This window comes from Enterobacter sp. Bisph1, from assembly GCF_000814905.1.
Classification (GTDB): Bacteria; Pseudomonadota; Gammaproteobacteria; order Enterobacterales; family Enterobacteriaceae; genus Kosakonia.
Genome location: NZ_JXAG01000036.1, coordinates 23,845 through 48,713 on the forward strand (window position 1 = coordinate 23,845; position 24,869 = coordinate 48,713).

A 24,869-nucleotide genomic window follows, 5' to 3' on the forward strand; every position below is an offset into this window, starting at 1 on the left:
TGCGACGACACGCGCGAGTCTGGGTTTAGTTGACAAGGAGAGAGGCGTGAGGCGACTGCCGGGGATTTTGCTGCTTACAGGGGCGACGCTGGTTGTGATAGCGGCGCTGCTGGTAAGCGGGCTGCGCCTTGTGCTGCCCCACCTGGACCGCTGGCGTGGGGACATTCTGTCGCAAATCTCCGCGCAAGCCGGCGTGCCTGTCTCAGCAAGCCAAATTCAGGCGCGCTGGGAAAGCTTCGGTCCCGATCTTGATGTTCGCGATATCAAAGTGACCCTCTCCGACGGCGGCGATCTGTCGATAAAACGCGTGACGCTGGCGCTGGATGTCTGGCAAAGCCTGCTGCACATGCGCTGGCAGTTTCGTAATCTCACCTTTTACCAACTGGTTGCCCACAGCAATACCCCGCTGCAGCGTAATGATAGCGGTGAATCCATCACCCGGGATCGCATTAGCGATCTATTCTTGCGCCAGTTCGATCACTTCGATCTGCGCGACAGTCGTATCAGCTTTTTGACCCTCTCCGGGCAGCGGGCCGAACTGGCGATCCCGCAGCTTACGTGGCTCAACGGCAGCGATCGCCACCGTGCGGAGGGGCAGGTTAGCCTGTCGAGCCTGACCGGGCAGCACGGTATTATGCAGGTGCGGATGGATTTGCGCGACGACAATGGCCTGCTGAACAACGGCCGTGTGTGGTTGCAGGCGGACGATATCGATGTCAAACCGTGGCTCGGTAAATGGATGCAGGATAAGGTTGCGCTCAATTCTGCCCGCTTTAGCCTTGAAGGCTGGATGACGCTGAATAAAGGCGAGATCGAAAGCGGCGATGTGTGGCTGAAAAAAGGCGGTGCCAGCTGGCAGGGAAATAACACCGAACATCGCATGACGGTGGATAACCTCACGGCGCATGTCTCGCGCCAGCAGCAGGGCTGGCAATTCGATGTACCGGTTACGCGCATTGCAATTGATAACCATCCGTGGCCGCAGGGCGCGCTCAGCTTCGCCTGGGTCCCGGCGCAGGAAGCGGGCGGGCCTAAAGACCTGCGCAGCGACGAGCTGCGCGTGCGCGCGAGCAATCTTGAACTCAGCGGTTTAGAAGGTCTGCTGCCGATTGCGCAGAAGATTTCGCCGGAGTTGTACGACATCTGGCATACCATGCAGCCGCGCGGCAAGCTGAATAAACTGGCGCTGGATATTCCCCTGCAGGCGACGGATAAAACGCGCTTCCAGGCCCAGTGGCAGGATATTGCCTGGCAACAGTGGAAATTGTTACCAGGTGTCGAACACCTTAGCGGAACCCTTGCCGGCAGCATGGAAAACGGGCGTTTAACCGCCGCCATCGCCGAGGCGAAGATGCCTTATAAAACGGTTTTCCCCGCGCCGCTGGAGATCGAAAAGGGCGATGCCGTACTGAACTGGCAGCAAAACGAACAGGGTTTTCAGCTTGATGGGCACAATATAGATATTCAGGCCACAGCCCTGCGCGCCCGCGGTGATTTTCGCTATCTGCAACCCAAAGACGACGAACCCTGGCTGGGGATTCTGGCGGGGATTAACGTTACTGATGCCGGGCAGGCCTGGCGTTACTTCCCGGAAAATTTGATGGGCAAGGAGCTGGTCTCCTACCTTAGCGCGGCCATCAAAGGCGGGCAGACGCAAAACGCCACCCTGCTGTTTGGCGGCGATCCGAAGCTTTTCCCGTTCAAGCATAACGAAGGGCAGTTTGAAGTTTTCGTGCCGCTGCGTAATGCGACCTTTGCTTTCCAGCCCGACTGGCCCGCGTTGCAAAACCTCGACATCGATCTGGACTTCCTCAATGACGGCTTGTGGATGAAGAGCAATAAGGTGGCGCTGGGCGGCGTAACCGCCAGCAATCTTGCTGCCACCATCCCGGATTATGTCAAAGAGAAGCTGGTGATTGATGCGGACATTAACGGGCCAGGCAAAGCCGTAGGGCCCTATTTTAAAGAGACGCCGCTAGATGATTCCCTCGGCAGCGCGCTGGATGAACTGCAGGTCGACGGCGATGTCAGCGCTCACTTACATCTGGATATCCCGCTGGATGGCAAGCCGACCGTCGCTAAAGGTGATGTGACCCTTAACAATAACAGCCTGTTTATCAAGCCGCTTAACAGCACCTTAAAGAATCTTAGCGGCAAATTTAGCTTCAATAACGGGACGTTGAAAAGCGAACCGCTGCAGGCCAGCTGGTTTAACCAACCCGTGAATATCGATTTTTCCACCACCGAAGGGGAGAAAGCCTATCAGGTAGCGGTGAATCTCAACGGTAACTGGCAACCGGCGCGCACCGGCGTACTGCCCGCACAGCTAAATGAAGCGCTGCGCGGCAGTATCGGCTGGAAAGGTGATGTCGACGTTGAACTGCCGCACCGGGGTGGAACAACCTATAAGGTAAATCTTGAGGGTGATTTAAGTCATCTTGCCAGCACCTTGCCGCCGCCGCTGGATAAACCCGCAGGAAAAGCACTGCCGGTAAAAGTGAATGTCGATGGAGATCTGCACAGTTTCGCGCTAACGGGTAACGCTGGCGGCAATAACCACTTTAATAGTCGCTGGCTGCTGGGTAATAAACTGACGCTCGATCGCGGGATCTGGACGTCAGACAGCCGTACGCTGCCGCCGCTACCTGAGCAGGCCGGGCTTGAGCTGAATTTACCGCCAATGAACGGTGCCCAGTGGCTGGGGCTGTTCAAACAGGGCGTGGCGAACAACGTTAGCAGCACAACTTCGTTCCCGCAGAGCATTACGCTGCGTACGCCAGCGTTAACCCTCGGCGGACAACAGTGGAATAACCTGAGCATCGTTTCGCAGCCGCAGAGCGCGGGCATGAAAATCGAAGCGCAGGGGCGGGAAATCAGCGGGATGTTGACGACACACGATCATGCACCGTGGCAGGCGGCGATTCGTTATCTCTACTACAACCCATCAAGCGCGGCACCGGATGAGAACGATATTTCATCTCCTTCCACGTTGTTGCGCGGGCAAACACGGATCGATTTTTCCGGTTGGCCAGATCTGCAGCTGCGCTGTGCAGAGTGCTGGCTCTGGGGACAAAAATATGGCCGCATTGACGGTGATTTTGCCATCCAGGGCGACACGCTGACGCTGGAAAAAGGGCTTGTTGATAGCGGCATTGCTCGCCTCACCGCCGACGGTGAATGGGTTAACCGCGAGGGGGCGGAGCGCACCTCGCTTAAAGGCCAGTTGCGTGGGGATAAAATTGATTCGGCGATGGGCTTTTTTGGCGTGCCGACGCCGGTTCGCGACGCATCGTTTGATGTTAATTATGACCTGCACTGGCGCAGCGCGCCGTGGCAACCGCAGGAAGAGTCCCTTAACGGCATTCTGCGCACCCGTCTTGGCAAAGGCAAAATCACCGATATCAGCACCGGCCACGCCGGACAGCTGCTGCGTCTGTTCAGCGTCGATTCGCTGCTGCGTAAGCTGCGTTTAGACTTTAGCGACACCTTCAGCAGCGAGGGTTTCTGGTTTGATTCGATTCGCAGTACCGCATGGATCAAAGATGGCTTATTGCATACGGACGATACGCTGGTGGACGGGCTGGAAGCGGATATCGCTATCAAAGGTTCCGTTAATCTGGTGCGCCGCGAACTGGATGTCGAAGCCGTAGTGGCACCGGAAATCTCAGCAACCGTCGGCGTGGCGGCGGCGTTTGCCGTTAACCCAATTGTCGGCGCGGCGGTATTCGCCGCCAGTAAAGTTCTGGGGCCGCTGTGGAACAAAGTTTCGATTCTGCGCTACCGCATTACCGGTCCGGTTGACCAGCCACAAATCAATGAAGTCCTGCGCCAGCCGCGTACGGATAAAAAGCAATGATTTGACGGCATCGGCGAATTGCCTCAAGCTCCTTTATATCGCACCTTTATTGCCCGAAGTGGCGGCAACGACGAGAAAAAATGATGAGTCTTAATCTGGTAAGTGAACAACTACTGGCAGCGAATGGCCTGAATCATCAGGATCTGTTCGCTATTCTCGGTCAACTGACCGCACGTCGTCTTGATTACGGCGATCTCTATTTCCAGTCGAGCTATCACGAATCCTGGGTTTTAGAAGACAGCATCATTAAAGACGGCTCTTACAATATCGACCAGGGCGTGGGTGTTCGCGCAATTAGCGGTGAGAAAACCGGTTTTGCTTACGCCGACCAAATCAGCCTGCTGGCGCTGGAGCAGAGCGCACAAGCCGCGCGAACCATCGTACGTGACGAAGGTGATGGTAAGGTTAAAACCTTAGGCGCGATTGAGCATCAAAGCCTCTATACCAGCATCGATCCGCTGCAGAGTATGAGCCGTGAAGAGAAGCTCGATATTCTGCGTCGCGTGGATAAAACGGCGCGCGCCGAAGATAAGCGCGTGCAGGAAGTCACCGCCAGCCTGACCGGCGTGTATGAGCTGATTCTGGTGGCGGCAACGGACGGTACGTTGGCGGCGGATGTGCGCCCCTTAGTGCGCCTTTCCGTCAGCGTGCAGGTGGAAGATGATGGCAAACGCGAGCGCGGCTCCAGCGGCGGCGGCGGTCGTTTCGGCTACGACTGGTTCCTGCAGGCTGAAGACGGCGATGTGCGTGCCGATGCGTGGGCGAAAGAAGCGGTGCGCATGGCGCTGGTCAATCTTTCTGCGGTCGCCGCACCTGCGGGCACGCTGCCGGTCGTATTAGGCGCGGGCTGGCCGGGCGTGCTGCTGCATGAGGCGGTCGGACACGGGCTGGAAGGGGACTTCAACCGCCGTGGCACCTCCGTATTCAGCGGCCAGATGGGCCAACTGGTAGCCTCAGAACTTTGTACCGTTGTCGACGATGGTGCGATTAACGATCGTCGCGGATCCGTGGCGATTGATGATGAAGGGACTCCGGGCCAGTACAATGTGCTGATCGAAAACGGCGTACTGAAAGGCTATATGCAGGACAAGATGAACGCGCGTCTGATGGGCGTGAAGCCAACCGGTAACGGGCGTCGTGAATCCTATGCCCATCTGCCGATGCCGCGCATGACCAACACTTATATGCTGGCGGGCAAATCTACGCCGCAAGAGATTATTGAATCCGTCGAATACGGTATCTATGCGCCGAACTTTGGTGGCGGCCAGGTAGATATCACTTCCGGCAAATTCGTATTCTCCACTTCCGAAGCCTACCTGATTGAAAAAGGGAAAGTGACGAAAGCGGTGAAGGGCGCAACGCTGATTGGTTCCGGCATCGAAGCGATGCAGCAGATCTCAATGGTCGGTAACGATCTCAAGCTTGATAACGGCGTCGGCGTCTGCGGCAAAGAGGGGCAGAGTCTGCCGGTAGGTGTGGGTCAACCGACCTTGAAAGTGGATAACCTGACCGTCGGCGGTACCGCTTAAACTCTTCTCACCCTCTTCGCCAGAAGAGGGTGAATCTCTTACACGCTGCGTCCCTGCATTCCCTGATATACCTTCGCCACGCCAATAAAGTAATCCGTCAGATAGTTAATACAGACCTGCACTTTCAACGGCAGCTTATCCTTTTCGGTGTAAAGAGCGTAAACCGGGCGCGGATCCGACTGGTAGCGCGGGAGCAGGATCTCAAGCTGGCCGCTGTTGATCTCGTCGATTACCCACATCAACGGCACGAAGGCGATCCCGGCGCCCGCTGTCAGCCAGCGCGTCAGCGTCATCGGATCGTTGGTCACAAAGCGCCCCTGCGGGATCAAGCGCGTGGCGATGCCTTCCGGTGCAACAAGTTCAAACTCATTGTCCGGGCGCACGCTATATTCAAGCCACGAGTGATTGACCATATCGGCGGGCTTTTCGGGGACACCAAACTGGGCGAGATAGCTTTTGGCTGCGCATACCACCATCGGCATGGCGCCAAGACGGCGGGAAAAGAGGCTGGAGTCCTGCAAAGTACCGACGCGGATCACCAGGTCCAGCCCGTCGGCAATCAGATCCGGCGCGGGAATACCCGTTACCAGGTTGACCGACAGGCCAGGATGCTCTTTCAGCATGTCGGCGGTCATTTTTGCCAGCACATTTTGCGCCATGGTTGAAGAACTGCCGATGCGCAGCGTACCGATCGGCGTATTGTTAAAGGCGTAAAGCTGTTCATGAACATCCTGCACTTCATGCAGCATCCGACGGCAGCCCTGGTAGTAAATCTTGCCCGCTTCCGTAAGCCCCAGGCTGCGCGTGCTGCGGTTTAGCAGCTTTACCTGTAGTTCATCTTCTAACTTTGCGACCGTCTGGCTAATCGAGGAAACACTCATTTGTAACTGTCGGGCGGCGGCGGTAAACGAACCCAATTCCACCACTCTGGCAAACACCGACATGCGCTTTAGTCGTTCCATTATTCACTCTGGGTTAAAAGTGATTTAGATCACATAATATAGATAACAGCATAACAGTTACGTTAATATACTATCCATTAAGAAAATTCACGTCACTCTCGCCTGGCTCTCCTTGCCCCTTACTTCTGCGGTGACGTTATAAAGAACTTTCATCTGCACGCGCTCTTATCAAGGTCAACATGAGTCTGTTTCCCGTTATCGTGGTGTTCGGTTTGTCGTTCCCACCGATTTTTTTCGAGTTAATTTTGTCACTGGCGATCTTTTGGCTGGTGCGCAGAGTGCTGATCCCCACCGGGATTTATGACTTTGTCTGGCATCCTGCGTTGTTTAACACCGCGCTGTATTGCTGCCTTTTTTATCTGCTGTCGCGCCTGTTTGTTTGAGGTAGAAGTGAAAACACTAACAAGAAATCTCTTTCGCACCGCTATCACCGTGGTGCTGGTTATCCTCGCGTTCATCGCTATCTTCCGCGCCTGGGTTTACTACACTGAGTCGCCGTGGACGCGCGATGCGCGTTTTAGCGCCGACGTTGTCGCCATCGCGCCGGACGTCACCGGCCTGGTCACTGCCGTAAATGTCCATGACAACCAACTGGTTAAACAAGGCGATGTGCTGTTCACTATCGATCAACCGCGTTATCAAAAAGCGCTGGCTGAAGATGAAGCCGATGTCGCCTATTACGAAGCGCTGGTGGCGGAAAAACGCCGTGAAGCCGGGCGGCGTAATCAGCTCGGTATTCAGGCCATGTCGCGCGAACAGATTGACCAGGCGAACAATACTCTGCAAACGGAACTGCAGCAGTTAGCCAAATCGCAAGCTACCCGCGATCTGGCGAAGCTCGATCTGGAGCGCACCATTATTCGCGCTCCAGCTGACGGTTGGGTTACTAACCTCAACGTCTATGCCGGTGAGTTTATTACCCGCGGTTCCACGGCGGTGGCGTTGGTCAAGCACAATACTTTCTACGTGCTGGCGTATATGGAAGAGACGAAGCTGGAAGGCGTGCGGCCGGGCTATCGTGTGGAAATTACCCCGCTTGGCAGCAACCAGGTGTTGAAAGGCGCGGTAGATAGCGTCGCCGCAGGGGTAACGAACGCCAGCAGCAGCAACGGCAGCAAAGGGATGGCGACAGTCGATTCCAACCTTGAATGGGTGCGGCTGGCGCAGCGCGTGCCGGTGCGTATTCGACTCGACAAACAGCCGGGCAACCTGTGGCCTGCGGGCACTACCGCGACGGTGGTGGTCACGGGTCAGGCCGATCGTGATGAAAGTCAGGACTCCTTTGTGCGCAAAATAGTGCATCGACTGCGTGAGCTGGGGTAAAGGCTATGGGGCTGTTTACAATTGCCAGCCAGCATTTGCGCTTTGCTTTCAAGTTGGCCTTTGCGGTGGTGCTGGCGCTGTTTGTCGGCTTTCACTTTCAGCTTGAAACCCCGCGTTGGGCCGTGCTGACTGCGGCCATTGTCGCGGCGGGCCCGGCTTTCGCCGCCGGGGGCGAACCCTATTCCGGGGCGATTCGTTACCGCGGCATGCTGCGTATTGTCGGCACCTTTATCGGCTGTATCGCCGGGCTGACAATTATCATCATGCTGATCCGCACGCCGCTGCTAATGCTGATGGTGTGCTGTATCTGGGCCGGTTTTTGTACCTGGGTTTCGTCGCTGGTGCGCGTTGAGAACTCTTATGCCTGGGGGCTGGCGGGTTATACGGCATTAATTATCGCCGTTACCATCCAGGTCGATCCGGTGCTGGCCCCACAATATGCCGTTGAGCGCTGTAGTGAAATCGTGATGGGTATTCTCTGCGCTATTGTTGCCGATCTGCTCTTCTCCCCACGCTCCGTGAAACAGGAAATTGACCGCGAACTGGATAGCCTGCTGCTTGCCCACTATCAACTGATGCAGCTGTGCATTAAGCATGGCGATAGCGAAGAGGTGGATAAAGCCTGGGCCGCGCTGGTGCGCCGTACCGCCGCGCTTGATGGTATGCGCAGCAACCTGAAAATTGAGTCGTCCCGCTGGGGACGTGCCAACCGCCGTCTTAAAGCTATTAATACCTTATCGCTGACGCTTATTACACAAGCGTGTGAAACCTATCTTATCCAGAACACGCGCCCGGAGTTGGTTACAGATACGTTTCGCGAGCTGTTCGAGGAGCCTGTCGAAACTGTGCAGGAGATGCATAAGCAGCTGAAAAGAATGCGGCGGGTGATTGCCTGGACCGGCGAGCGGGAAACGCCGGTCACTATTTATAGCTGGGTGGGTGCGGCAACACGCTATCTGCTGTTAAAACGCGGCGTTATCGGCAACACGAAAATCAGCGCCGTCGAAGAAGACGTGTTGCAGGGCGAAGTGGAGGTCAGAGCGGAATCGGCCGAGCGCCACCATGCTATGGTTAACTTCTGGCGAACCACGCTGTCATGCATGCTGGGCACGCTGTTCTGGCTGTGGACCGGCTGGACATCGGGTAGCGGCACGATGGTGATGATCGCGGTGGTCACCTCGCTGGCGATGCGTTTGCCCAACCCCAAAATGGTGGCGAAAGACTTTATCTACGGCATGCTGTGGGCGCTGCCGATTGGATCGTTTTATTACCTTGTGGTGCTGCCTTCTACGCAACAAAGCATGCTGCTGCTCTGTATTAGCCTTGCGGTGCTGGCTTTCTTCATCGGGATTGAGGTGCAAAAGCGCCGGCTGGGATCAATGGCAACGCTTGCGGGCACGATAAATGTTCTGGTGCTGGATAATCCGATGACCTTTAAATTCAGCCTGTTCCTCGACAGTGCGCTGGGACAACTGGTTGGGGTGATCCTCGCCATGGTCGTGCTATTGCTGATACGCGATAACACGCAGGCACAAACCGGGCGCATGCTGCTTAACCAGTTTGTCTCCGCCGCGGTTTCGGCGATGACCACTAATACGGCGCGGCGCAAAGAGAACCACTTGCCCGCCCTCTATCAACAGCTCTTTTTGTTGCTGAATAAATTTCCCGGAGATGTGGCGAAGTTCCGCCTCGCTCTGACGTTGATCATTGCTCACCAGCGACTGCGCGATGCGCCGGTGCCCGTCAATGACGATCTTTCGGCGTTCCACCGCCAGCTACGGCGCACGGCTTCGCAAGTGATTGCTGCGGGTAGCGACACCAAACGTCGTCGGTATTTCACCCAGTTACTGGAAGAACTGGATATCTATCAGCATAAACTGCATCACTGGAACGCGCCGCCGCAGGTGACGGAACCGGTTCACCGGTTAACGGGCATGCTGCATAAATACCAGCATGCGCTCACCAGCAGTTAATGCAAAACCGACGCCCGAAGCGTCGGTTTTTTTATGGCTATACTTTGTAAAAGCTTTTAAAAACTGACGAGTGGGAGAAGTAATGACAACGCAGGCACTGCAGGACAATACGCTATTCCAGACCGGCTATTTCGTTGACGGTGTCTGGAAAACACTGGATACCACTTTCGATGTGTTGAATCCGGCTACCGGTGAAACCATCGCCAAAGTCGCCAAAGCCGGCAAGCGCGAGACCGAAGAAGCGATTGCCGCCGCCACGCGCGCCTTTCCCGCGTGGCGGGCAACCACCGCTAAACAGCGCTCCGCTATTTTGTATCGCTGGTATGAACTGATTATTGAGAACAAAAGCTGGCTGGCAAGGCTGATGACCAGCGAACAGGGCAAGCCGGTAAAAGAGGCCGAAGGCGAAGTGGAGTACGCTGCCAGCTTTATTCAATGGTTCGCGGAGCAGGCGAAACGCGCTAACGGTGAAATTATCCCACCGGTTAAACCCGGCTCGCGCATCCTGGCGACCCGTGAACCCGTGGGTGTGGTCGCGGCGATAACGCCATGGAACTTCCCGATGGCGATGCTGACGCGCAAGCTCGGGCCCGCGCTGGCTGCTGGCTGTACCGGCGTGATTAAACCGGCGAATAACACGCCCCTGAGCGCTTTTGCGCTTCTGGCGCTGGCGAAAAAAGCCGGCGTGCCGGACGGTGTACTGAACGCGGTCGCCGGGAACACGTCAGAAATTAGCGATGCGATTATGGCCAGCCATGAGGTGCGTAAAATCTCCTTTACCGGTTCAACGGCGGTGGGGAAAACCCTGGTGCGCAACGCGGCGGAAACCATGAAGAAAGTATCGATGGAGCTGGGCGGCAACGCGCCTTATATCGTTTTTGATGATGCCGATATTGATGCCGCCGTGCAGGGCGCAGTGGCGAATAAATTCCGTAACGCCGGGCAAGTTTGCGTCAGCGTTAACCGCTTCTTTATTCACGAATCTGTCTATGACACGTTTACACAAAAACTCGCCGACGCCGTCAGTGCGTTGAAAGTCGGCAACGGGCTTGAAGAGGGCGTAGTGGTCGGGCCGCTGATTGAGCCATCGGCAGTGGATAAAGTGCGCGAGCATGTGGATGATGCGGTGGCGAAAGGGGCAAAAGTGTTAGCCGGCGGCAAGGCGCACAGCCTGGGTGGTAATTTCTGGCAGCCCACGGTGCTGGGGAACTGCAGCGATGGTATGAAACTGGCTCAGGAGGAGACTTTCGGCCCGGTAGCCGCCTGTTTCCGTTTTACCAGCGAAGAGGAAGTGGTGAAACGGGCTAATGCGACGCCATTTGGTCTGGCGGCCTATTTCTACACCCAAAACTTACAGCGGGTTTTCCGCGTTTCGCAGGCGCTGGAAAGCGGCATGATCGGGATTAACGAATGTGCGGTATCCACGGAACTGGGGCCGTTCGGCGGGGTGAAGGAGTCGGGGCTTGGGCGGGAAGGTTCTGTGCTGGGTCTGGAAGAGTTTCTGCAAGTAAAAACTCTGCACCTTGGGGGATTGTAATCAGGCGGGCGGCGTTTGCCGCTCCGTTGGACTAATGGACATGAATATCTATACCTTCGATTTTAAAAATATTGACGACCAAAATGCTTTTTACAGCGAGTTTTGCCACCGGTTCGCGCTGCAGCGCGAGAAAATTCACGATCTGGATTCCCTTTGGGACACGGTGATGGCTGGGGCGTTGCCCCTGCCGCTGGAGATTGAATTTATTCATCTGCCAGAGAAAAAACGTCGGCTCTTTGGCGCGCTTATTTTACTGTTTGATGAGGCGGAAGAGGAGCTGGAAGGGGAACTGCGTTTTAACGTCCGCTGAATGAAGGTAAAAAAAAGCCCCTGATGGCCAGGGGCAAGTCGTCGGACAAGACGACGAGGGTTTATTTATACATTTCAGCGGTAATGTGGGTGCTATCACCCGTACGCGCTTCGATAATACGGTAGCTGCTGGCACCTGCCCGATCGGCTTTATCAGAGATCTCCTGACGGATGTCCATAGGTACACCCGCTTTTTGAGAAACGGTAATATTACCCATAGATTGCAGGTTACTGGCCTGATCGTTCGTTACAAGCGTTGCAGCACCGGCAGCAAAAGAAACCAGCGATGCAAAGCCAAGGGATGCGATGATGAGATTACGTTTCATTGTTTGTCTCCTTTAAGAGCGGCTCAACGGCGAGATGGAGTGAAGGGCTATTTTTATGCCTGAGCCGTTGAGTAACGATTCATAGGGTTTTCGGTAAAACTTATTTGTACAGTTCAGCCGTTGCGTGCCACTGGTCGCCGCTGCGCGCTTCGATAATGCGATAGGCTGATGCGCCTTTTTCTTCCGCTTTTTTGCTCAGCTGTGCGTTCATGTCCATCGGAGAAGCGTTAACGCGACCAATGGAGACGGTACCCAGCGACTCGCGGGATTGTGCCTGGTCGGCGTTAATAGAATCTGCAGCGAAAGCGCCAAATGACAGTGCTGAAAGAACGCTCAGTGTTGCGACAGTTGATTTAATATTCATTTCTCTTACCTCGTCGTATTCTTTTCTTTAATTTTTCGCAGGATCGTTTTTAGTGATCTGCATCACAAAATCAAGTATACACTAATCACCCAAAAAATTAATACCAGGCTAATTATAACCATATATAAAGCAAATAAGTGGAGCAGGCTTTTATTCCAAAAAGGCATAAAAGGAGGAGTGTTGCGGCAGAATTAAGTACGCATAGGTAAGCAATTCAGTAGGTTATGATGATTTGATTTTTTGTGCGGTAGTATGCCCTGCGAAAGGTTTAACAAACCATGGATCGCACTAACTGCTAACTTTTCGGCAGGGGAAAAATCGACGTTTTGGGTAAATAACCGAACATCCCCCCGCGACCGAAGCCGGGGGGAAGGGGCGGATTAGAGCTCTTGTTCGAACAGCACCAGAATGGCTTCGTACAGATCTTTCACCGTGAAGCCTTTCGCCGGGGTGGTGAAAATCGTGTCATCGCCGGCGATGGTGCCAAGGATGCCTTCGGCCTTGCCCAGCGAGTCCAGCAGGCGTGCAATCAGCTGTGCAGCGCCGGGGCTGGTATGGATAACCACCACCGCATCGTTGTAATCAATATCCAGCACCAAATTTTTCAGCGGGCTGGAGGTAGTAGGCACGCCCAGTTCAATTGGCAGGCAGTAGACCATTTCCATCTTCGCATTGCGGGTGCGTACCGCACCGAATTTGGTCAGCATGCGCGAGACTTTAGACTGATTGATATTGTCGAAGCCCTCTTCTTGCAGAGCCTGAACAATTTCGCCTTGAGAACTGAATTTCTCTTCTTTAAGCAGCGCTTTGAACGCTTTGATTAATTCTTCTTGTTTTGCCGAGCTTCGCATAAGTCACCCGTAATATGGCCGTGAAAACAACATTATTATGCATATTGATGAATTTTTATGCAAACAATCTCGCGAGGAAAAGTTGAAAACTGCTGAGAAGTCGCGAAGTTTAACAAATCCTGGGCGCAAGCACAGCCACATGTGTCCTGGTTCGCAAATAAGATTAAAAAGTAAATTAAATGTTATAAAGTTGATGTTATTTTGGTGAATAACCCAGCTATATTATAAACTCTGAGTGTTAGTTGCTTAGATTGCCGATCTGACGGTCATATCTACCCTTTATAAAATCGTAACAGTGGGCTGTGCCGCACTATTTTGGCGCGCTTATTGTCATAATTACCAGGGTGGATTAAGGTCGCCGCAACGGAGTAACGAAATATTTAGCTAACCATAATAAGGAGTTTAGGATGAAAGTCGCAGTCCTCGGCGCGGCCGGCGGTATCGGTCAAGCGCTCGCCCTACTACTGAAAACACAACTGCCTTCAGGTTCAGAACTCTCCCTCTACGATATCGCACCTGTGACCCCCGGGGTTGCTGTTGACCTCAGCCACATCCCTACCGCAGTGAATATCAAAGGATTCTCCGGCGACGATGCAACGCCTGCGCTGGAAGGTGCGGATGTGGTGCTGATTTCTGCTGGGGTGGCGCGTAAACCGGGTATGGATCGCTCCGACCTGTTTAACGTTAACGCCGGTATCGTCAAAAACCTGGTCGCTCAGGTGGCAAAAACCGCACCGAAAGCCTGTATCGGCATTATCACCAACCCGGTAAACACGACGGTGGCGATTGCCGCAGAAGTGCTGAAAAAAGCCGGCGTTTACGATAAGAACAAACTATTCGGCGTCACCACGCTGGACATCATTCGCTCGAATACCTTCGTGGCGGAACTGAAAGGCAAACAGCCTACGGATATCGAAGTTCCGGTTATCGGCGGTCACTCAGGCGTGACAATCCTTCCGCTGTTGTCGCAGATCCCAGGCGTGACTTTCAGCGAGCAGGAAGTGGCCGATCTGACCAAACGTATTCAGAATGCCGGTACCGAAGTGGTGGAAGCCAAAGCCGGTGGCGGGTCTGCGACGCTGTCTATGGGCCAGGCCGCCGCGCGTTTCGGTTTATCGCTGGTGCGTGCGATGCAGGGCGAGAAAGGCATTGTTGAATGTGCCTATGTTGAAGGCGACGGCGAATACGCGCGTTTCTTCTCACAGCCGCTGCTGCTGGGTCAAAATGGTATCGAAGAGCGTCATGCTATCGGTAAGCTCAGCGCCTATGAACAGCAGGCGCTGGAAGGCATGCTGGACACGCTGAAAAAAGACATTGAGTTGGGTGTCGATTTCGTCAATCGTTAAGCCTGATTAGCCTGCTGCGCAGGAAAAAAAACCGGAGCCTGCTATTGCTCCGGTTTTTTTATGCCGGTCAGTTGGTGGCCGGATATTCCTGAATGGTGACCTTGAAGGTGAGTTTCTTATCGTCACGCATCACTTCGACCGGGATGTCGGAGCCGGGGCGAATTTCCGCGACCTGATCCATGGTCTCAAGAGCAGAAACGGCAGGTTTACCGTTCACCGAGGTGATCACATCATTGACCTGCATGCCCGCGCGCGCTGCCGGGCCGCCAGGCGAAACTTCGTTGACGACAATCCCCTGAATCGGATCGATACCGCCGCCCTGCGTATGCAACGGGGCTATCTCCCGGCCGCCAATACCGATATAACCACGGATGACGCGACCGTCACGGATAAGCTTATCCATAATTTTGGTGGCCAGCTGGAAGGGGATGGCGAAGCCAATCCCTTCCGGCGTTTCGCCGTCGTTACTTTTATCAAACGAAAGGGTATTAATCCCCATCAGTTCACCCAGCGAATTTACCAGCGCGCCGCCGGAGTTACCGTGGTTAATGGAGGCATCAGTCTGGAGAAAGTTTTGTCGCCCGCTGGGGTTCAGGCCAATACGGCCGGTGGCGCTAATAATACCCTGGGTGGTCGTTTGGCCCAGGTTGTACGGGTTACCGATCGCCAGCACCACATCGCCGATATGCGGCGTGCGTTTGGTGTTGATCGGGATCACCGGAAGACCGCCGTTGGCGTTGATCTTCAGTACCGCCAGATCCGTCAGCGTATCCGAGCCAACCAGTAACGCTTCAAACACCCGGCCATCCTGCAGCGCAACGATGATTTGGTCGGCATCGTTGATCACATGCTTGTTGGTGATGATATAGCCACGTTGATCCATGATAACGCCGGATCCGAGGGTGCGAATTTCGAGGCGATCGTGCGTGGAGCTATTCAGGCTACGGTTATAGACGTTCACTACCGCAGGCGCAGCGCGACGAACCGCCGGATTGTAACTGGCTGGCGTTTCATCGGCGCTGTCAATATGCGGCGTCGCGAGCGGAATATTTTTACGCAGCGAAGGCATGGCGGCGATGATCAATCCACCAACAACCAAACCGATTGCTACGGAACGTAAAAGCTTCACATACATGATGGGATAGTCATTAAAAGAAGTGCGCCAAGCATAACATGAGTTTTCCGGACATCACACGTAAGGTGATGCCCGGCGTGAGAAGGGCCTAGCGCAGCAGGAGGTAGATGCTGTCGTTGCCACGCATGATATGCAGTGCCATGACGGCAGGCTTCGCTTCCAGCACTTTGCGCATTTCCGCAATCGACTGTACGCGATCCCGATTGACGCCAATGATCACATCATCTTTATGCAGACCGGCCTGCGCTGCGGCGCTACCTTTCTCTACATTACCCACGATAATGCCTTTGGTGCCGTCTTTAAGCTGGCCGTCGCTGAACTCTGCGCCCTGCAGTGAAGGCGAGATCAGCTCGGCGCTGGCGGACGATGAGGTGCTTTTATCAAGGGTCACGTCGACATCCAACGGTTTACCGTCGCGCAGCAGACCCAGCTTAACTTTCGAGCCTGGTTCCGTGGTGGCGATACGCGAACGCAGTTCGGCGAAGCTGCTCAGCGGCTTGCCGTTCAGGCTAACAATCACATCGCCTGATTTAATCCCCGCTTTCGCCGAGCCAGAGTTCGGCAGCACTTCGCTGACAAACGCGCCGCGCTGCACGTTCAGATTAAAAGCTTTGGCGATATCCGCGCTCATTTCCATGCCTTTAATACCCAGCAGGCCGCGTTTGATTTCGCCAAACTGAATCAGCTGACGGGAAAGGGTTTGCGCCATATTGCTTGGGATAGCAAAGCCGATACCGACGCTGCCGCCGGCGGGGGCGAGAATGGCGGTGTTAATACCAATCAACTCGCCGTTGAGATTGAGCAGCGCGCCGCCGGAGTTTCCGCGATTGATAGAGGCATCGGTCTGGATAAAGTTCTCCAGCCCTTCAAGATTCAGGCCGCTGCGGCCCAACGCCGAGACAATCCCCGATGTGGCGGTTTGGCCAAGGCCGAAGGGATTGCCTACCGCCACAACGAAATCGCCAACGCGCAGCTGATCGGAATCGGCGACGGCAATCTGCGTCAGGTTGCTGGCGTTTTGTAACTGCAGCAGGGCAATGTCGCTCTGATCGTCACCACCAATTAATTTGGCATCAAATTCACGCCCGTCATTTAACTGCACGCTGATTTTCTGCGCCTGGTTAATAACGTGGTTATTGGTCAGCACGTAGCCTTTGGCGGCGTCGATAATCACCCCGGAACCGAGGCCTTCAAACGGCTGTGGCTGCTGTGCCTGTGGCTGATCCGGTGCCTCTTCGCCGAAGAATTTTTTCAGCTCTTCGGGGACTTTTTGACCCTGCACCGCCGTACCTTCTACCTGCACGCTAACCACTGCCGGCAACACCTTTTCCAGCACCGGCGCAAGGCTGGGCAGCGCGCCCTGGCCGGGAACCTGTGACGGCATTGCCGCAACGCTTTGAAAGGGGGCCGAGAGAGTTAACCCGACACTTAACGCCAATGCACTCAACAGCTGGGTTTGCTTCTTCATTGATCCTGGCTCTCGTAACCTGAAGTGGAAGGAATGACGCCACAAAGACAATTTGATGTTATTGAAATTTCAACCGGGTAACAATGAGGCGGTGACTAAATAATCGCTGTGATGCTAAAGAAGGGACGGGCGCCACGAGCACGCCCGCAAAAAATATGAGATACGGTCGATTATTTGCGGCCGGCAGCGCCGCGCAGCAGACCGGAAGCGCCTTCTGAATAGTCGCGCGGGATCTGCACCGGCGCCTGATCGTTACCGGCTTCAGACTCGGCCAGACGGTTGCGGAACGGGTTCTCTTCCGCCGACATTTCCGGCAGCAAGCTGCTCGAACTCTTCGCCATATGCTGATACAGCTGGCGGTAATCGTGAGCCATGTTATCCAGCAGCTCAGCGCTCTGGGCAAAGTGGCTTACCAACTCTTCGCGGTACTCTTCAAGCTCCGCTTTATTCTTCTCAAGTTCGTACTGCAAGGCCTGTTGTTGGCGCAATTTACGGTTTCCGAAACGCATACCCACGGCACCAATGATAATGCCGACAACCAAACCAATTAGCGCGTATTCCCAGGTCATGAACATCTCCCGTTGTTATTAATTTCCGTAGGGTGTTGGGCTACAAGCTCCTGCCTGCGCCTGATTGTGCCACTATAACCGCTAATTGTGCAGAAGTGGAATCCTGACGCAGCATCGCGTAGTGTAGAACGGCCTTTTTTTCGTCAACCCTGTGGGGGCGGATCGATTTTCAAGGAATAACAATCACACCATGCAGAGCCTTTCCCCAACATCGCGATATTTAAATGCCCTGAACGAGGGTAGCCATCAACCGGATGATGTGCAAAAAGAAGCTGTCTCACGCTTAGACACTATTTACCAGCAGCTGATCGCCCACCGCGAACCCGCCGCGCCGCAAAGCGGCTTGCTAGCAACTTTTAGCAAACTGCTCGGTAAACGCGAGCCCAAAGAGGTCGCACCCGTGCGTGGCCTTTATATGTGGGGCGGCGTGGGCCGGGGTAAAACCTGGCTAATGGATATGTTTTATCAAAGCCTGCCCGGCGAGCGTAAACAGCGTCTGCATTTTCACCGCTTTATGCTGCGGGTGCACGAAGAGTTGACCCAATTGCAAGGGCACAGCGATCCGCTGGAGATTGTAGCGGACCGGTTTAAAGCCGAAACCGACGTGCTCTGTTTTGACGAGTTCTTTGTGGCGGATATTACCGACGCCATGCTGCTTGGTGGGCTGATGAAAGCGCTGTTTGCCCGCGGCATTACGCTGGTGGCAACGTCGAATATTCCCCCTGATGAACTCTATCGCAACGGGTTACAACGGGCGCGCTTCTTACCGGCTATCGATGCCATTAAGCAGTTCTGTGACATCATGAATGTTGATGCCGGTGTCGATTATCGCCTGCGTACGCTCACCCAGGCGCACCTGTGGTTAACGCCGTTAGATACTGAAACGACATCAAAGATGGATAAGCTGTGGCTGGCGCTGGCGGGTGCGGCACGAAAGAACGCACCGGCGCTGGAAGTTAACCACCGCCCGCTGCCAACGCTGGGAGTGGAAAACCAGACGCTGGCGGTATCGTTCGCCACGCTGTGTGTGGATGCGCGCAGCCAGCATGATTACATTGCGCTCTCGCGGCTTTTCCATACGGTGATGTTGTTTGATGTTCCGGTGATGACGCCACTGATGGAGAGCGAAGCCCGGCGCTTTATCGCGCTGGTGGACGAGTTCTACGAGCGCCACGTTAAGCTGGTGATCAGCGCCGCTGCGCCGCTGCATGATATCTATAAAGGTGAGCGGCTGAAGTTTGAATTCCAGCGCTGCTTGTCGCGCCTGCAGGAGATGCAGAGCGAAGAGTATTTGAAGCGCGCACATATGCCTTAACCCGCCGCTCTGCTCTTTGTGCAGCATGCATGCCCCGCGACAAAACCTGCCTCAAATCACGAAAAGGGGTCGATCTTTGACCCCGACTTCTCTATAATCCTGCGACCCCACGTTACAAGAAGGTTTTTTTCCCGAAACTTTCTCTGTGCTGGCATAGGCTATTCGAAGGGGTAGGTTTGCCGGACTTTGTCGTGTGAGCCTCAACTGACTAAACGTTTGGGTGTTCACCAACGTGTAACTAATTATTTGGGTAAGCTTTTAATGAAAACTTTTACAGCTAAACCAGAAACCGTAAAACGCGACTGGTATGTTGTTGACGCGACCGGTAAAACTCTGGGCCGTCTGGCTTCCGAACTGGCTCGTCGCCTGCGCGGTAAGCACAAAGCGGAATACACTCCGCACGTTGATACTGGTGATTACATCATCGTTCTGAACGCAGAAAAAGTTGCTGTAACCGGCAACAAGCGTGAAGACAAAATGTATTACCACCACACCGGCCACATCGGTGGTATCAAAGAAGCGACCTTTGAAGAGATGATTGCCCGCCGTCCTGAGCGTGTGATTGAAATCGCGGTTAAAGGCATGCTGCCAAAAGGCCCGCTGGGTCGTGCTATGTACCGTAAACTGAAAGTTTACGCTGGCAACGAGCACAACCACGCGGCACAGCAACCGCAAGTTCTTGACATCTAATCGGGATTATAGGCAATGGCTGAAAATCAATACTACGGCACTGGTCGCCGCAAAAGCTCCGCCGCTCGCGTGTTTATTAAACCGGGCAACGGTAAAATCGTTATCAACCAGCGTTCTCTGGAACAGTACTTCGGACGTGAAACTGCCCGCATGGTAGTTCGCCAGCCGCTGGAACTGGTTGATATGGTAGAAAAACTGGATCTGTACATCACCGTTAAAGGTGGTGGTATCTCCGGTCAGGCAGGTGCGATCCGTCACGGTATCACCCGCGCTCTGATGGAGTACGACGAATCCCTGCGTTCCGAACTGCGTAAAGCTGGCTTCGTCACTCGTGACGCGCGTCAGGTTGAACGTAAAAAAGTCGGTCTGCGCAAAGCACGTCGTCGTCCGCAGTTCTCCAAACGTTAATTGCTTTCTGCTTCGGCAGAACAATTGGCGAAAAACCCGGTGCGAGCCGGGTTTTTTTATGGATAAAAATCGTTTTATCCACAGCAATTCATTGATTATTTCTTCTTTTTCAGCATTTCCAGAATCCCCTCACCACAAAGCCTGCAAAATCTGGTAAACTATCATCCAATTTTCTGCCCAAATGGCTGGGATTGTTCATTTTTTGTTTGTTGTTGAACGAGAGTGACAGTACGCGCGGGTAGTTAACTCAACATCTGACCGGTCGATTAAGTCCGGTAGCAGTAAATTCTGAATATACCTGGAGGTTTTCATGGCTGTCGCTGCCAACAAACGTTCGGTAATGACGCTGTTTTCTGGTCCTGTGGACATCTATAGCCATCAGGTCCGAATCGTGCTGGCCGAAAAAGGTGTCAGCTTCGAAATTGAGCACGTGGAAAAGGATAATCCTCCTCAGGATCTGATTGACCTCAACCCGAATCAAAGCGTACCGACATTAGTAGATCGTGAACTCACTCTGTGGGAATCACGCATTATCATGGAATATCTGGACGAGCGCTTCCCGCACCCGCCGCTGATGCCGGTTTATCCGGTGGCGCGCGGTGAGAGCCGTCTGTACATGCACCGCATTGAAAAGGACTGGTATTCGCTGATGAATATCATCCAGAACAATAGCGGCGCGCAGGCTGACGCGGCGCGTAAGCAGCTGCGTGAAGAGCTGTTGGCGATTGGCCCGCTGTTTACCCAGAAACCTTATTTCCTGAACGACGAGTTCAGCCTGGTGGATTGCTACCTCGCTCCGCTGCTGTGGCGTCTGCCGGTACTGGGCATTGAACTGAGTGGTACCGGTGCGAAAGAGCTGAAAGGGTATATGACGCGCGTTTTCGAGCGTGATTCCTTCCTCGCTTCTCTGACAGAAGCCGAGCGCGAAATGCGCCTGGGCCGGGGTTAATTGCATGGATTTGTCACAACTGTCTCCACGCCGCCCGTATTTACTGCGGGCTTTCTACGAATGGCTGCTGGATAACCAGCTGACGCCGCATCTGGTAGTTGATGTGACGTTGCCGGGCGTACGCGTGCCGATGGAATATGCACGTGACGGGCAAATCGTATTGAACATTGCACCGCGCGCGGTAGGCAATCTGGAGCTGGCGAACGACGAAGTGCGTTTCAACGCGCGTTTCGGCGGCGTTCCGCGTCAGGTTGAAGTGCCGATGGCCGCTGTGCTGGCGATATATGCCCGTGAAAACGGTGCCGGAACGATGTTCGAACCGGAAGCCGCGTACGATGAAGAGGCCGTCAGCCGTAACGATGACGACAACGATTCAGTGCAGGAAAACGAGACGGTAATGTCGGTTATCGACGGTGATAAACCCGATCATACGGACGATCAGGATAACAGCCCTGATGACGATCCGCCGCCGCGCGGTGGGCGTCCATCGCTGCGTGTGGTGAAATAATTAAACAGGCCCGATGGGCCTGTTTTGCTTTCTGCCCCTTTTCGCTACCTTAAATTTCCTATGTTATGATGAATTGTTCTCCCCTTTCGGCACTGGACTGCTATGAAACCAATTGATCTCAAAGCTGAAAACTCAACGGACACTTTAGGTCGCGCGCTGCGACGTCGTCCGCTTGCGCGTAAAAAGCTCTCCGATATGGTGGAAGAAGAGTTGGAGCAAATGATCCGTCGTCAGGAGTTTGCCCAGGGTGAGCCGTTACCTTCCGAGCGTGAACTGATGGAGTTCTTTAACGTCGGCCGCCCATCGGTGCGTGAAGCGCTGGCCGCGTTAAAGCGCAAAGGTCTGGTGCAGATTAACAACGGTGAACGTGCGCGTGTCTCGATGCCCTCAGCCGATACCATCATCAGTGAACTCTCCGGCATGGCAAAAGATTTCCTGACCCAGCCCGGTGGTATTGCCCATTTCGAGCAGCTGCGTTTGTTCTTCGAATCCAGCCTGGTGCGCTATGCCGCCGAATTTGCCAGCGACGAGCAGATCGATCGCCTGACAAAAGCCCTGGAGATCAATAGCCAGTCGCTGGATGATAACGCGCTATTTATTCGATCCGATGTCGATTTTCATCGTGTGCTAGCAGAGATCCCCGGTAATCCGATCTTTAATGCTGTCCACGTCGCGCTGCTTGACTGGCTGATTGCTGCCAGACCTAAAGTCGCGGATGACGCGCTTTATAAGCACAACGAAGTAAGCTACCGGCAGCATATTGCGATCGTTGACGCGATCCGCCGCCGCGATCCCGACGAAGCCGATCGCGCCTTACAGAGTCATCTCAATAGCGTATCCGCGACCTGGCACGCCTTCGGCAAGCCCTCAAAAGCAAAAAAATAACGATCCTTTAGTGAGATAGATCGCAATATAAGCCTTCTGTAGTGACCTGCTGCTTAATTGCTCTGGTATAACAGGTATAAAGGTATATCGTTATAACAAACAAATGAGCAACTGAGGTATCTATGGCAACGCAATTACGCGGCGTAATGGCCGCACTCCTGACGCCGTTTAACGCGCAGCAGCAGCTTGATAAAGCGAGCCTGCGCCGTCTGGTGCAATTCAATATTGCCCAGGGCATCGATGGTCTGTACGTCGGCGGTTCAACGGGTGAAGCCTTTGTGCAAAGCCTTGCTGAACGTGAGCAGGTAATGGAGATCGTCGCGGAAGAGGCGAAAGGGAAGATCGCGTTAATCGCCCACGTTGGCTGTGTCAGCACGGTGGAAAGCCAACAGCTGGCAACGTCAGCCTCCCGCTTCGGCTTCGATGCGGTTTCCGCCGTCACCCCGTTTTATTACCCCTTTAGCTTCGAAGAACATTGTGATCACTACCGTGCAATCATTGATTCTGCCGACGGTTTGCCGATGGTGGTCTACAACATTCCGGCATTGAGCGGCGTAAAACTTACGCTCGATCAAATCAATACCCTCGTAACGCTCCCGGGCGTGGGCGCGCTGAAGCAAACCTCTGGCGATCTCTTCCAGATGGAGCAGATCCGCCGCGCGCATCCGGATCTGGTGCTCTACAACGGTTACGATGAGATCTTTGCCTCTGGTTTGCTGGCGGGGGCAGATGGTGGGATTGGCAGCACCTATAACATCATGGGCTGGCGCTATCAGGCCATCGCCCAGGCGATTCGTGAAGGGGATAACGCGCGCGCGCAGCAGTTACAAAGTGAGTGCAACAAGGTTATCGATCTACTGATCAAAACCGGTGTGTTCCGCGGCCTGAAAACGGTACTGCACTATATGGATGTGGTCGCCGTGCCCCTTTGCCGTAAGCCATTTTCTCCCGTTGATGAAAAATTCCTGCCTGCGCTGAAAGCCCTGGCGGAGCAGTTAATGGCGGAAAAACCTTAACGCATTGCCGGATGGCGCTTGCTTATCCGGCTACAACCCTTTTCGGGAGAGTGTCATGAGTGTGACGACCCAAAGCATCCCGTGGTACCGCCATCTTAGCCGCCCACAGTGGCGAGCTTTCTCTGCCGCCTGGCTGGGATATCTGCTCGATGGCTTCGATTTTGTGCTCATTGCCTTAGTTCTGACTGAAATTAAAAGCGAATTTGCCTTAACCACCGTGGAAGCGGCCAGCCTGATCTCGGCGGCTTTTATCTCCCGCTGGTTCGGTGGCTTGCTGCTTGGAGCCATGGGCGATCGCTATGGACGTAAGCTGGCGATGATCACCAGTATCGTGCTGTTCTCCGTTGGCACCCTGGCCTGCGGGTTTGCGCCTGGCTATGTCACTCTCTTTATCGCCCGCATGGTAATTGGCATGGGGATGGCGGGTGAATACGGATCCAGTGCTACCTATGTCATAGAGAGTTGGCCGAAGCACCTGCGCAATAAAGCGAGTGGATTTTTGATCTCAGGTTTCTCCGTCGGTGCCGTGGCGGCCGCGCAGGTTTACAGCCTTGTCGTTCCCGTCTGGGGCTGGCGTGCGCTGTTTTTTATCGGCATTTTGCCGATTGTGTTTGCCCTCTGGTTGCGTAAAAACATCCCGGAAGCGGAAGACTGGAAAGCGAAGCACGCAGATAGAGCACCGGTTCGAACGATGGTGGATATCCTCTACAGAGGTAAATACCGCGCCCTCAATATTCTGATGACGCTGTTTGCCGGTACGGCTTTGTGGTTCTGTTTTGCCGGTGAACTGAATAATGCAGGGCTGGTAGTGATTCTCGGCCTGTTATGCGCCGTCGTTTTTATCAGCTTTATGGTGCAAAGCAGCGGCAAGCGCTGGCCTACCGGTGTGACGCTGATGGTTGTGGTGCTGTTTGCCTTCCTCTATTCATGGCCGATTCAGGCGTTATTACCCACTTACCTTAAAACGGAACTGGCCTATGACCCGTCAACGGTAGCCCGTGTGCTGTTTTTCAGCGGCTTCGGTGCGGCAGTAGGCTGCTGCGTGGGCGGCTTCCTTGGCGACTGGCTGGGCACGCGCAAAGCCTACGTCTGTAGCCTGCTGGCCTCGCAACTGTTGATTATTCCCGTATTTGCGATCGGTGGCGCAAATGTCTGGGTGCTGGGTTTACTACTCTTTTTCCAGCAGATGCTGGGGCAGGGGATCTCCGGCATCTTACCCAAACTCATCGGCGGTTATTTCGATACCGACCAGCGTGCTGCCGGATTGGGCTTCACCTATAACGTCGGGGCGCTGGGTGGCGCAATCGCCCCGGTAGTCGGCGCTTTGCTATCGCGGGACATGGCGCTGGGCACGGCACTGGGTTCGCTCTCCTTTGGCCTGACGTTTGTGGTGATCCTGCTCATCGGTCTGGACATGCCGTCTCGCGTGCAGCGCTGGATCAGACCTGAAGCGCTGCGCACTCATGATGCCATCGACGGCAAACCATTCAGTGGTGCAGTGCCATTCAGGGCGGATAAAAGCGGCCTGATTAAACACAAGGGATAAGCTG

Annotated in this window: 23 protein-coding genes; 16 read left to right on the forward strand and 7 right to left on the reverse strand. The window is 54.5% G+C overall.

Annotated features, from left to right (window positions below; all coding sequences use genetic code 11):
• The first annotated feature begins 46 nt into the window (after nt 1-46).
• Both yhdP and tldD read left to right on the forward strand, forming a co-directional pair.
• The gene (gene yhdP / locus RW65_RS10825; RefSeq protein WP_039056753.1) at nt 47-3,856 is read left to right on the forward strand and encodes an AsmA2 domain-containing protein YhdP; all 3,810 of its coding nucleotides are present in this window, start codon (nt 47-49) and stop codon (nt 3,854-3,856) included.
• An 83-nt stretch (nt 3,857-3,939) separates the two neighbouring features.
• Nucleotides 3,940-5,385, forward strand: a complete 1,446-nt coding sequence (tldD, locus tag RW65_RS10830) for a metalloprotease TldD (RefSeq protein ID WP_039056911.1) — start codon at nt 3,940-3,942, stop codon at nt 5,383-5,385.
• 38 nt (nt 5,386-5,423) lie between these two features.
• On the opposite strand, the gene aaeR is transcribed toward tldD, so the two are convergent.
• On the reverse strand, nt 5,424-6,347 hold the full coding sequence (gene aaeR, locus RW65_RS10835) for an HTH-type transcriptional activator AaeR (protein WP_039056754.1): 924 nt from the start codon (nt 6,345-6,347) through the stop codon (nt 5,424-5,426).
• 179 nt (nt 6,348-6,526) lie between these two features.
• Here aaeR and aaeX point away from each other — a divergent pair, with 179 nt between their 5' ends.
• The 5 genes from aaeX (at nt 6,527) to RW65_RS10860 (ending at nt 11,490) form a co-directional block, all read left to right on the forward strand.
• Nucleotides 6,527-6,730 carry a p-hydroxybenzoic acid efflux pump operon protein AaeX gene (aaeX, locus tag RW65_RS10840; protein ID WP_007369870.1) on the forward strand — a complete coding sequence of 68 codons (204 nt, stop codon included), beginning with the start codon at nt 6,527-6,529 and terminating at the stop codon, nt 6,728-6,730.
• A 7-nt stretch (nt 6,731-6,737) separates the two neighbouring features.
• On the forward strand, nt 6,738-7,670 hold the full coding sequence (gene aaeA, locus RW65_RS10845) for a p-hydroxybenzoic acid efflux pump subunit AaeA (RefSeq protein ID WP_039056755.1): 933 nt from the start codon (nt 6,738-6,740) through the stop codon (nt 7,668-7,670).
• Between the two features lie 5 nt (nt 7,671-7,675).
• Entirely contained in the window at nt 7,676-9,643 is a 1,968-nt protein-coding gene (aaeB, locus tag RW65_RS10850; RefSeq protein WP_039056756.1) for a p-hydroxybenzoic acid efflux pump subunit AaeB, read from the forward strand.
• An 82-nt stretch (nt 9,644-9,725) separates the two neighbouring features.
• Nucleotides 9,726-11,180: an NAD-dependent succinate-semialdehyde dehydrogenase gene (locus RW65_RS10855; protein ID WP_039056757.1), complete on the forward strand. Its 1,455-nt coding sequence runs from the start codon at nt 9,726-9,728 to the stop codon at nt 11,178-11,180.
• Nucleotides 11,181-11,220: 40 nt separating this feature from the next.
• Nucleotides 11,221-11,490 (forward strand): barstar family protein, encoded by a 270-nt coding sequence (locus RW65_RS10860; RefSeq protein WP_039056912.1) that lies wholly within the window; start codon nt 11,221-11,223, stop codon nt 11,488-11,490.
• A 61-nt stretch (nt 11,491-11,551) separates the two neighbouring features.
• Here RW65_RS10860 and yhcN (RW65_RS10865) read toward each other — a convergent pair whose 3' ends face one another.
• The 3 genes from yhcN (RW65_RS10865) to argR form a co-directional block, all read right to left on the reverse strand.
• On the reverse strand, nt 11,552-11,815 hold the full coding sequence (gene yhcN, locus RW65_RS10865; RefSeq protein ID WP_039056758.1) for a peroxide/acid stress response protein YhcN: 264 nt from the start codon (nt 11,813-11,815) through the stop codon (nt 11,552-11,554).
• Nucleotides 11,816-11,915: 100 nt separating this feature from the next.
• Entirely contained in the window at nt 11,916-12,179 is a 264-nt protein-coding gene (gene yhcN / locus RW65_RS10870) for a peroxide/acid stress response protein YhcN (protein ID WP_039056759.1), read from the reverse strand.
• 380 nt (nt 12,180-12,559) lie between these two features.
• Nucleotides 12,560-13,030 (reverse strand): transcriptional regulator ArgR, encoded by a 471-nt coding sequence (gene argR, locus RW65_RS10875; protein ID WP_039056760.1) that lies wholly within the window; start codon nt 13,028-13,030, stop codon nt 12,560-12,562.
• A 407-nt stretch (nt 13,031-13,437) separates the two neighbouring features.
• Here argR and mdh point away from each other — a divergent pair, with 407 nt between their 5' ends.
• On the forward strand, nt 13,438-14,376 hold the full coding sequence (mdh, locus tag RW65_RS10880) for a malate dehydrogenase (protein ID WP_039056761.1): 939 nt from the start codon (nt 13,438-13,440) through the stop codon (nt 14,374-14,376).
• A gap of 67 nt (nt 14,377-14,443) precedes the next feature.
• Here the strand turns inward: mdh and degS are convergent, their stop codons facing one another.
• From degS to zapG, 3 genes are all read right to left on the reverse strand, one after another.
• Nucleotides 14,444-15,511 (reverse strand): outer membrane-stress sensor serine endopeptidase DegS, encoded by a 1,068-nt coding sequence (degS, locus tag RW65_RS10885; protein ID WP_039056762.1) that lies wholly within the window; start codon nt 15,509-15,511, stop codon nt 14,444-14,446.
• 88 nt (nt 15,512-15,599) lie between these two features.
• On the reverse strand, nt 15,600-16,979 hold the full coding sequence (gene degQ / locus RW65_RS10890) for a serine endoprotease DegQ (RefSeq protein WP_039056763.1): 1,380 nt from the start codon (nt 16,977-16,979) through the stop codon (nt 15,600-15,602).
• A gap of 170 nt (nt 16,980-17,149) precedes the next feature.
• Complete coding sequence (gene zapG, locus RW65_RS10895; RefSeq protein ID WP_039056764.1) at nt 17,150-17,548, reverse strand: Z-ring associated protein ZapG; 399 nt, start codon at nt 17,546-17,548, stop codon at nt 17,150-17,152.
• 190 nt (nt 17,549-17,738) lie between these two features.
• Here zapG and zapE point away from each other — a divergent pair, with 190 nt between their 5' ends.
• From zapE to RW65_RS10935, 8 genes are all read left to right on the forward strand, one after another.
• On the forward strand, nt 17,739-18,863 hold the full coding sequence (gene zapE, locus RW65_RS10900) for a cell division protein ZapE (protein ID WP_039056765.1): 1,125 nt from the start codon (nt 17,739-17,741) through the stop codon (nt 18,861-18,863).
• Between the two features lie 261 nt (nt 18,864-19,124).
• On the forward strand, nt 19,125-19,553 hold the full coding sequence (gene rplM, locus RW65_RS10905) for a 50S ribosomal protein L13 (protein ID WP_004868222.1): 429 nt from the start codon (nt 19,125-19,127) through the stop codon (nt 19,551-19,553).
• 15 nt (nt 19,554-19,568) lie between these two features.
• Nucleotides 19,569-19,961, forward strand: a complete 393-nt coding sequence (gene rpsI / locus RW65_RS10910; RefSeq protein WP_000829818.1) for a 30S ribosomal protein S9 — start codon at nt 19,569-19,571, stop codon at nt 19,959-19,961.
• A 310-nt stretch (nt 19,962-20,271) separates the two neighbouring features.
• Entirely contained in the window at nt 20,272-20,910 is a 639-nt protein-coding gene (gene sspA, locus RW65_RS10915) for a stringent starvation protein SspA (protein ID WP_039056766.1), read from the forward strand.
• 4 nt (nt 20,911-20,914) lie between these two features.
• Nucleotides 20,915-21,418 carry a ClpXP protease specificity-enhancing factor gene (gene sspB, locus RW65_RS10920; RefSeq protein WP_039056768.1) on the forward strand — a complete coding sequence of 168 codons (504 nt, stop codon included), beginning with the start codon at nt 20,915-20,917 and terminating at the stop codon, nt 21,416-21,418.
• Between the two features lie 102 nt (nt 21,419-21,520).
• The gene (gene nanR / locus RW65_RS10925) at nt 21,521-22,303 is read left to right on the forward strand and encodes a transcriptional regulator NanR (RefSeq protein ID WP_039056769.1); all 783 of its coding nucleotides are present in this window, start codon (nt 21,521-21,523) and stop codon (nt 22,301-22,303) included.
• 122 nt (nt 22,304-22,425) lie between these two features.
• On the forward strand, nt 22,426-23,319 hold the full coding sequence (nanA, locus tag RW65_RS10930; RefSeq protein WP_039056770.1) for an N-acetylneuraminate lyase: 894 nt from the start codon (nt 22,426-22,428) through the stop codon (nt 23,317-23,319).
• A gap of 55 nt (nt 23,320-23,374) precedes the next feature.
• Entirely contained in the window at nt 23,375-24,865 is a 1,491-nt protein-coding gene (locus tag RW65_RS10935; RefSeq protein ID WP_039056771.1) for an MFS transporter, read from the forward strand.
• The last annotated feature ends 4 nt before the right edge of the window (nt 24,866-24,869 follow it).

Excerpts from the sequence above, each read along its gene's own strand:
- tldD (WP_039056911.1), top strand. The coding sequence starts at position 3,940 with ATGAGTCTTAATCTGGTAAGTGAACAACTACTGGCAGCGAATGGCCTG.
- aaeR (WP_039056754.1), bottom strand. The coding sequence starts at position 6,347 with ATGGAACGACTAAAGCGCATGTCGGTGTTTGCCAGAGTGGTGGAATTG.
- aaeX (WP_007369870.1), top strand. The coding sequence starts at position 6,527 with ATGAGTCTGTTTCCCGTTATCGTGGTGTTCGGTTTGTCGTTCCCACCG.
- aaeB (WP_039056756.1), top strand. The coding sequence starts at position 7,676 with ATGGGGCTGTTTACAATTGCCAGCCAGCATTTGCGCTTTGCTTTCAAG.
- RW65_RS10855 (WP_039056757.1), top strand. The coding sequence starts at position 9,726 with ATGACAACGCAGGCACTGCAGGACAATACGCTATTCCAGACCGGCTAT.
- RW65_RS10860 (WP_039056912.1), top strand. The coding sequence starts at position 11,221 with ATGAATATCTATACCTTCGATTTTAAAAATATTGACGACCAAAATGCT.
- yhcN (WP_039056758.1), bottom strand. The coding sequence starts at position 11,815 with ATGAAACGTAATCTCATCATCGCATCCCTTGGCTTTGCATCGCTGGTT.
- yhcN (WP_039056759.1), bottom strand. The coding sequence starts at position 12,179 with ATGAATATTAAATCAACTGTCGCAACACTGAGCGTTCTTTCAGCACTG.
- argR (WP_039056760.1), bottom strand. The coding sequence starts at position 13,030 with ATGCGAAGCTCGGCAAAACAAGAAGAATTAATCAAAGCGTTCAAAGCG.
- mdh (WP_039056761.1), top strand. The coding sequence starts at position 13,438 with ATGAAAGTCGCAGTCCTCGGCGCGGCCGGCGGTATCGGTCAAGCGCTC.
- degS (WP_039056762.1), bottom strand. The coding sequence starts at position 15,511 with ATGTATGTGAAGCTTTTACGTTCCGTAGCAATCGGTTTGGTTGTTGGT.
- degQ (WP_039056763.1), bottom strand. The coding sequence starts at position 16,979 with ATGAAGAAGCAAACCCAGCTGTTGAGTGCATTGGCGTTAAGTGTCGGG.
- zapG (WP_039056764.1), bottom strand. The coding sequence starts at position 17,548 with ATGACCTGGGAATACGCGCTAATTGGTTTGGTTGTCGGCATTATCATT.
- zapE (WP_039056765.1), top strand. The coding sequence starts at position 17,739 with ATGCAGAGCCTTTCCCCAACATCGCGATATTTAAATGCCCTGAACGAG.
- rplM (WP_004868222.1), top strand. The coding sequence starts at position 19,125 with ATGAAAACTTTTACAGCTAAACCAGAAACCGTAAAACGCGACTGGTAT.
- rpsI (WP_000829818.1), top strand. The coding sequence starts at position 19,569 with ATGGCTGAAAATCAATACTACGGCACTGGTCGCCGCAAAAGCTCCGCC.
- sspA (WP_039056766.1), top strand. The coding sequence starts at position 20,272 with ATGGCTGTCGCTGCCAACAAACGTTCGGTAATGACGCTGTTTTCTGGT.
- sspB (WP_039056768.1), top strand. The coding sequence starts at position 20,915 with ATGGATTTGTCACAACTGTCTCCACGCCGCCCGTATTTACTGCGGGCT.
- nanR (WP_039056769.1), top strand. The coding sequence starts at position 21,521 with ATGAAACCAATTGATCTCAAAGCTGAAAACTCAACGGACACTTTAGGT.
- nanA (WP_039056770.1), top strand. The coding sequence starts at position 22,426 with ATGGCAACGCAATTACGCGGCGTAATGGCCGCACTCCTGACGCCGTTT.
- RW65_RS10935 (WP_039056771.1), top strand. The coding sequence starts at position 23,375 with ATGAGTGTGACGACCCAAAGCATCCCGTGGTACCGCCATCTTAGCCGC.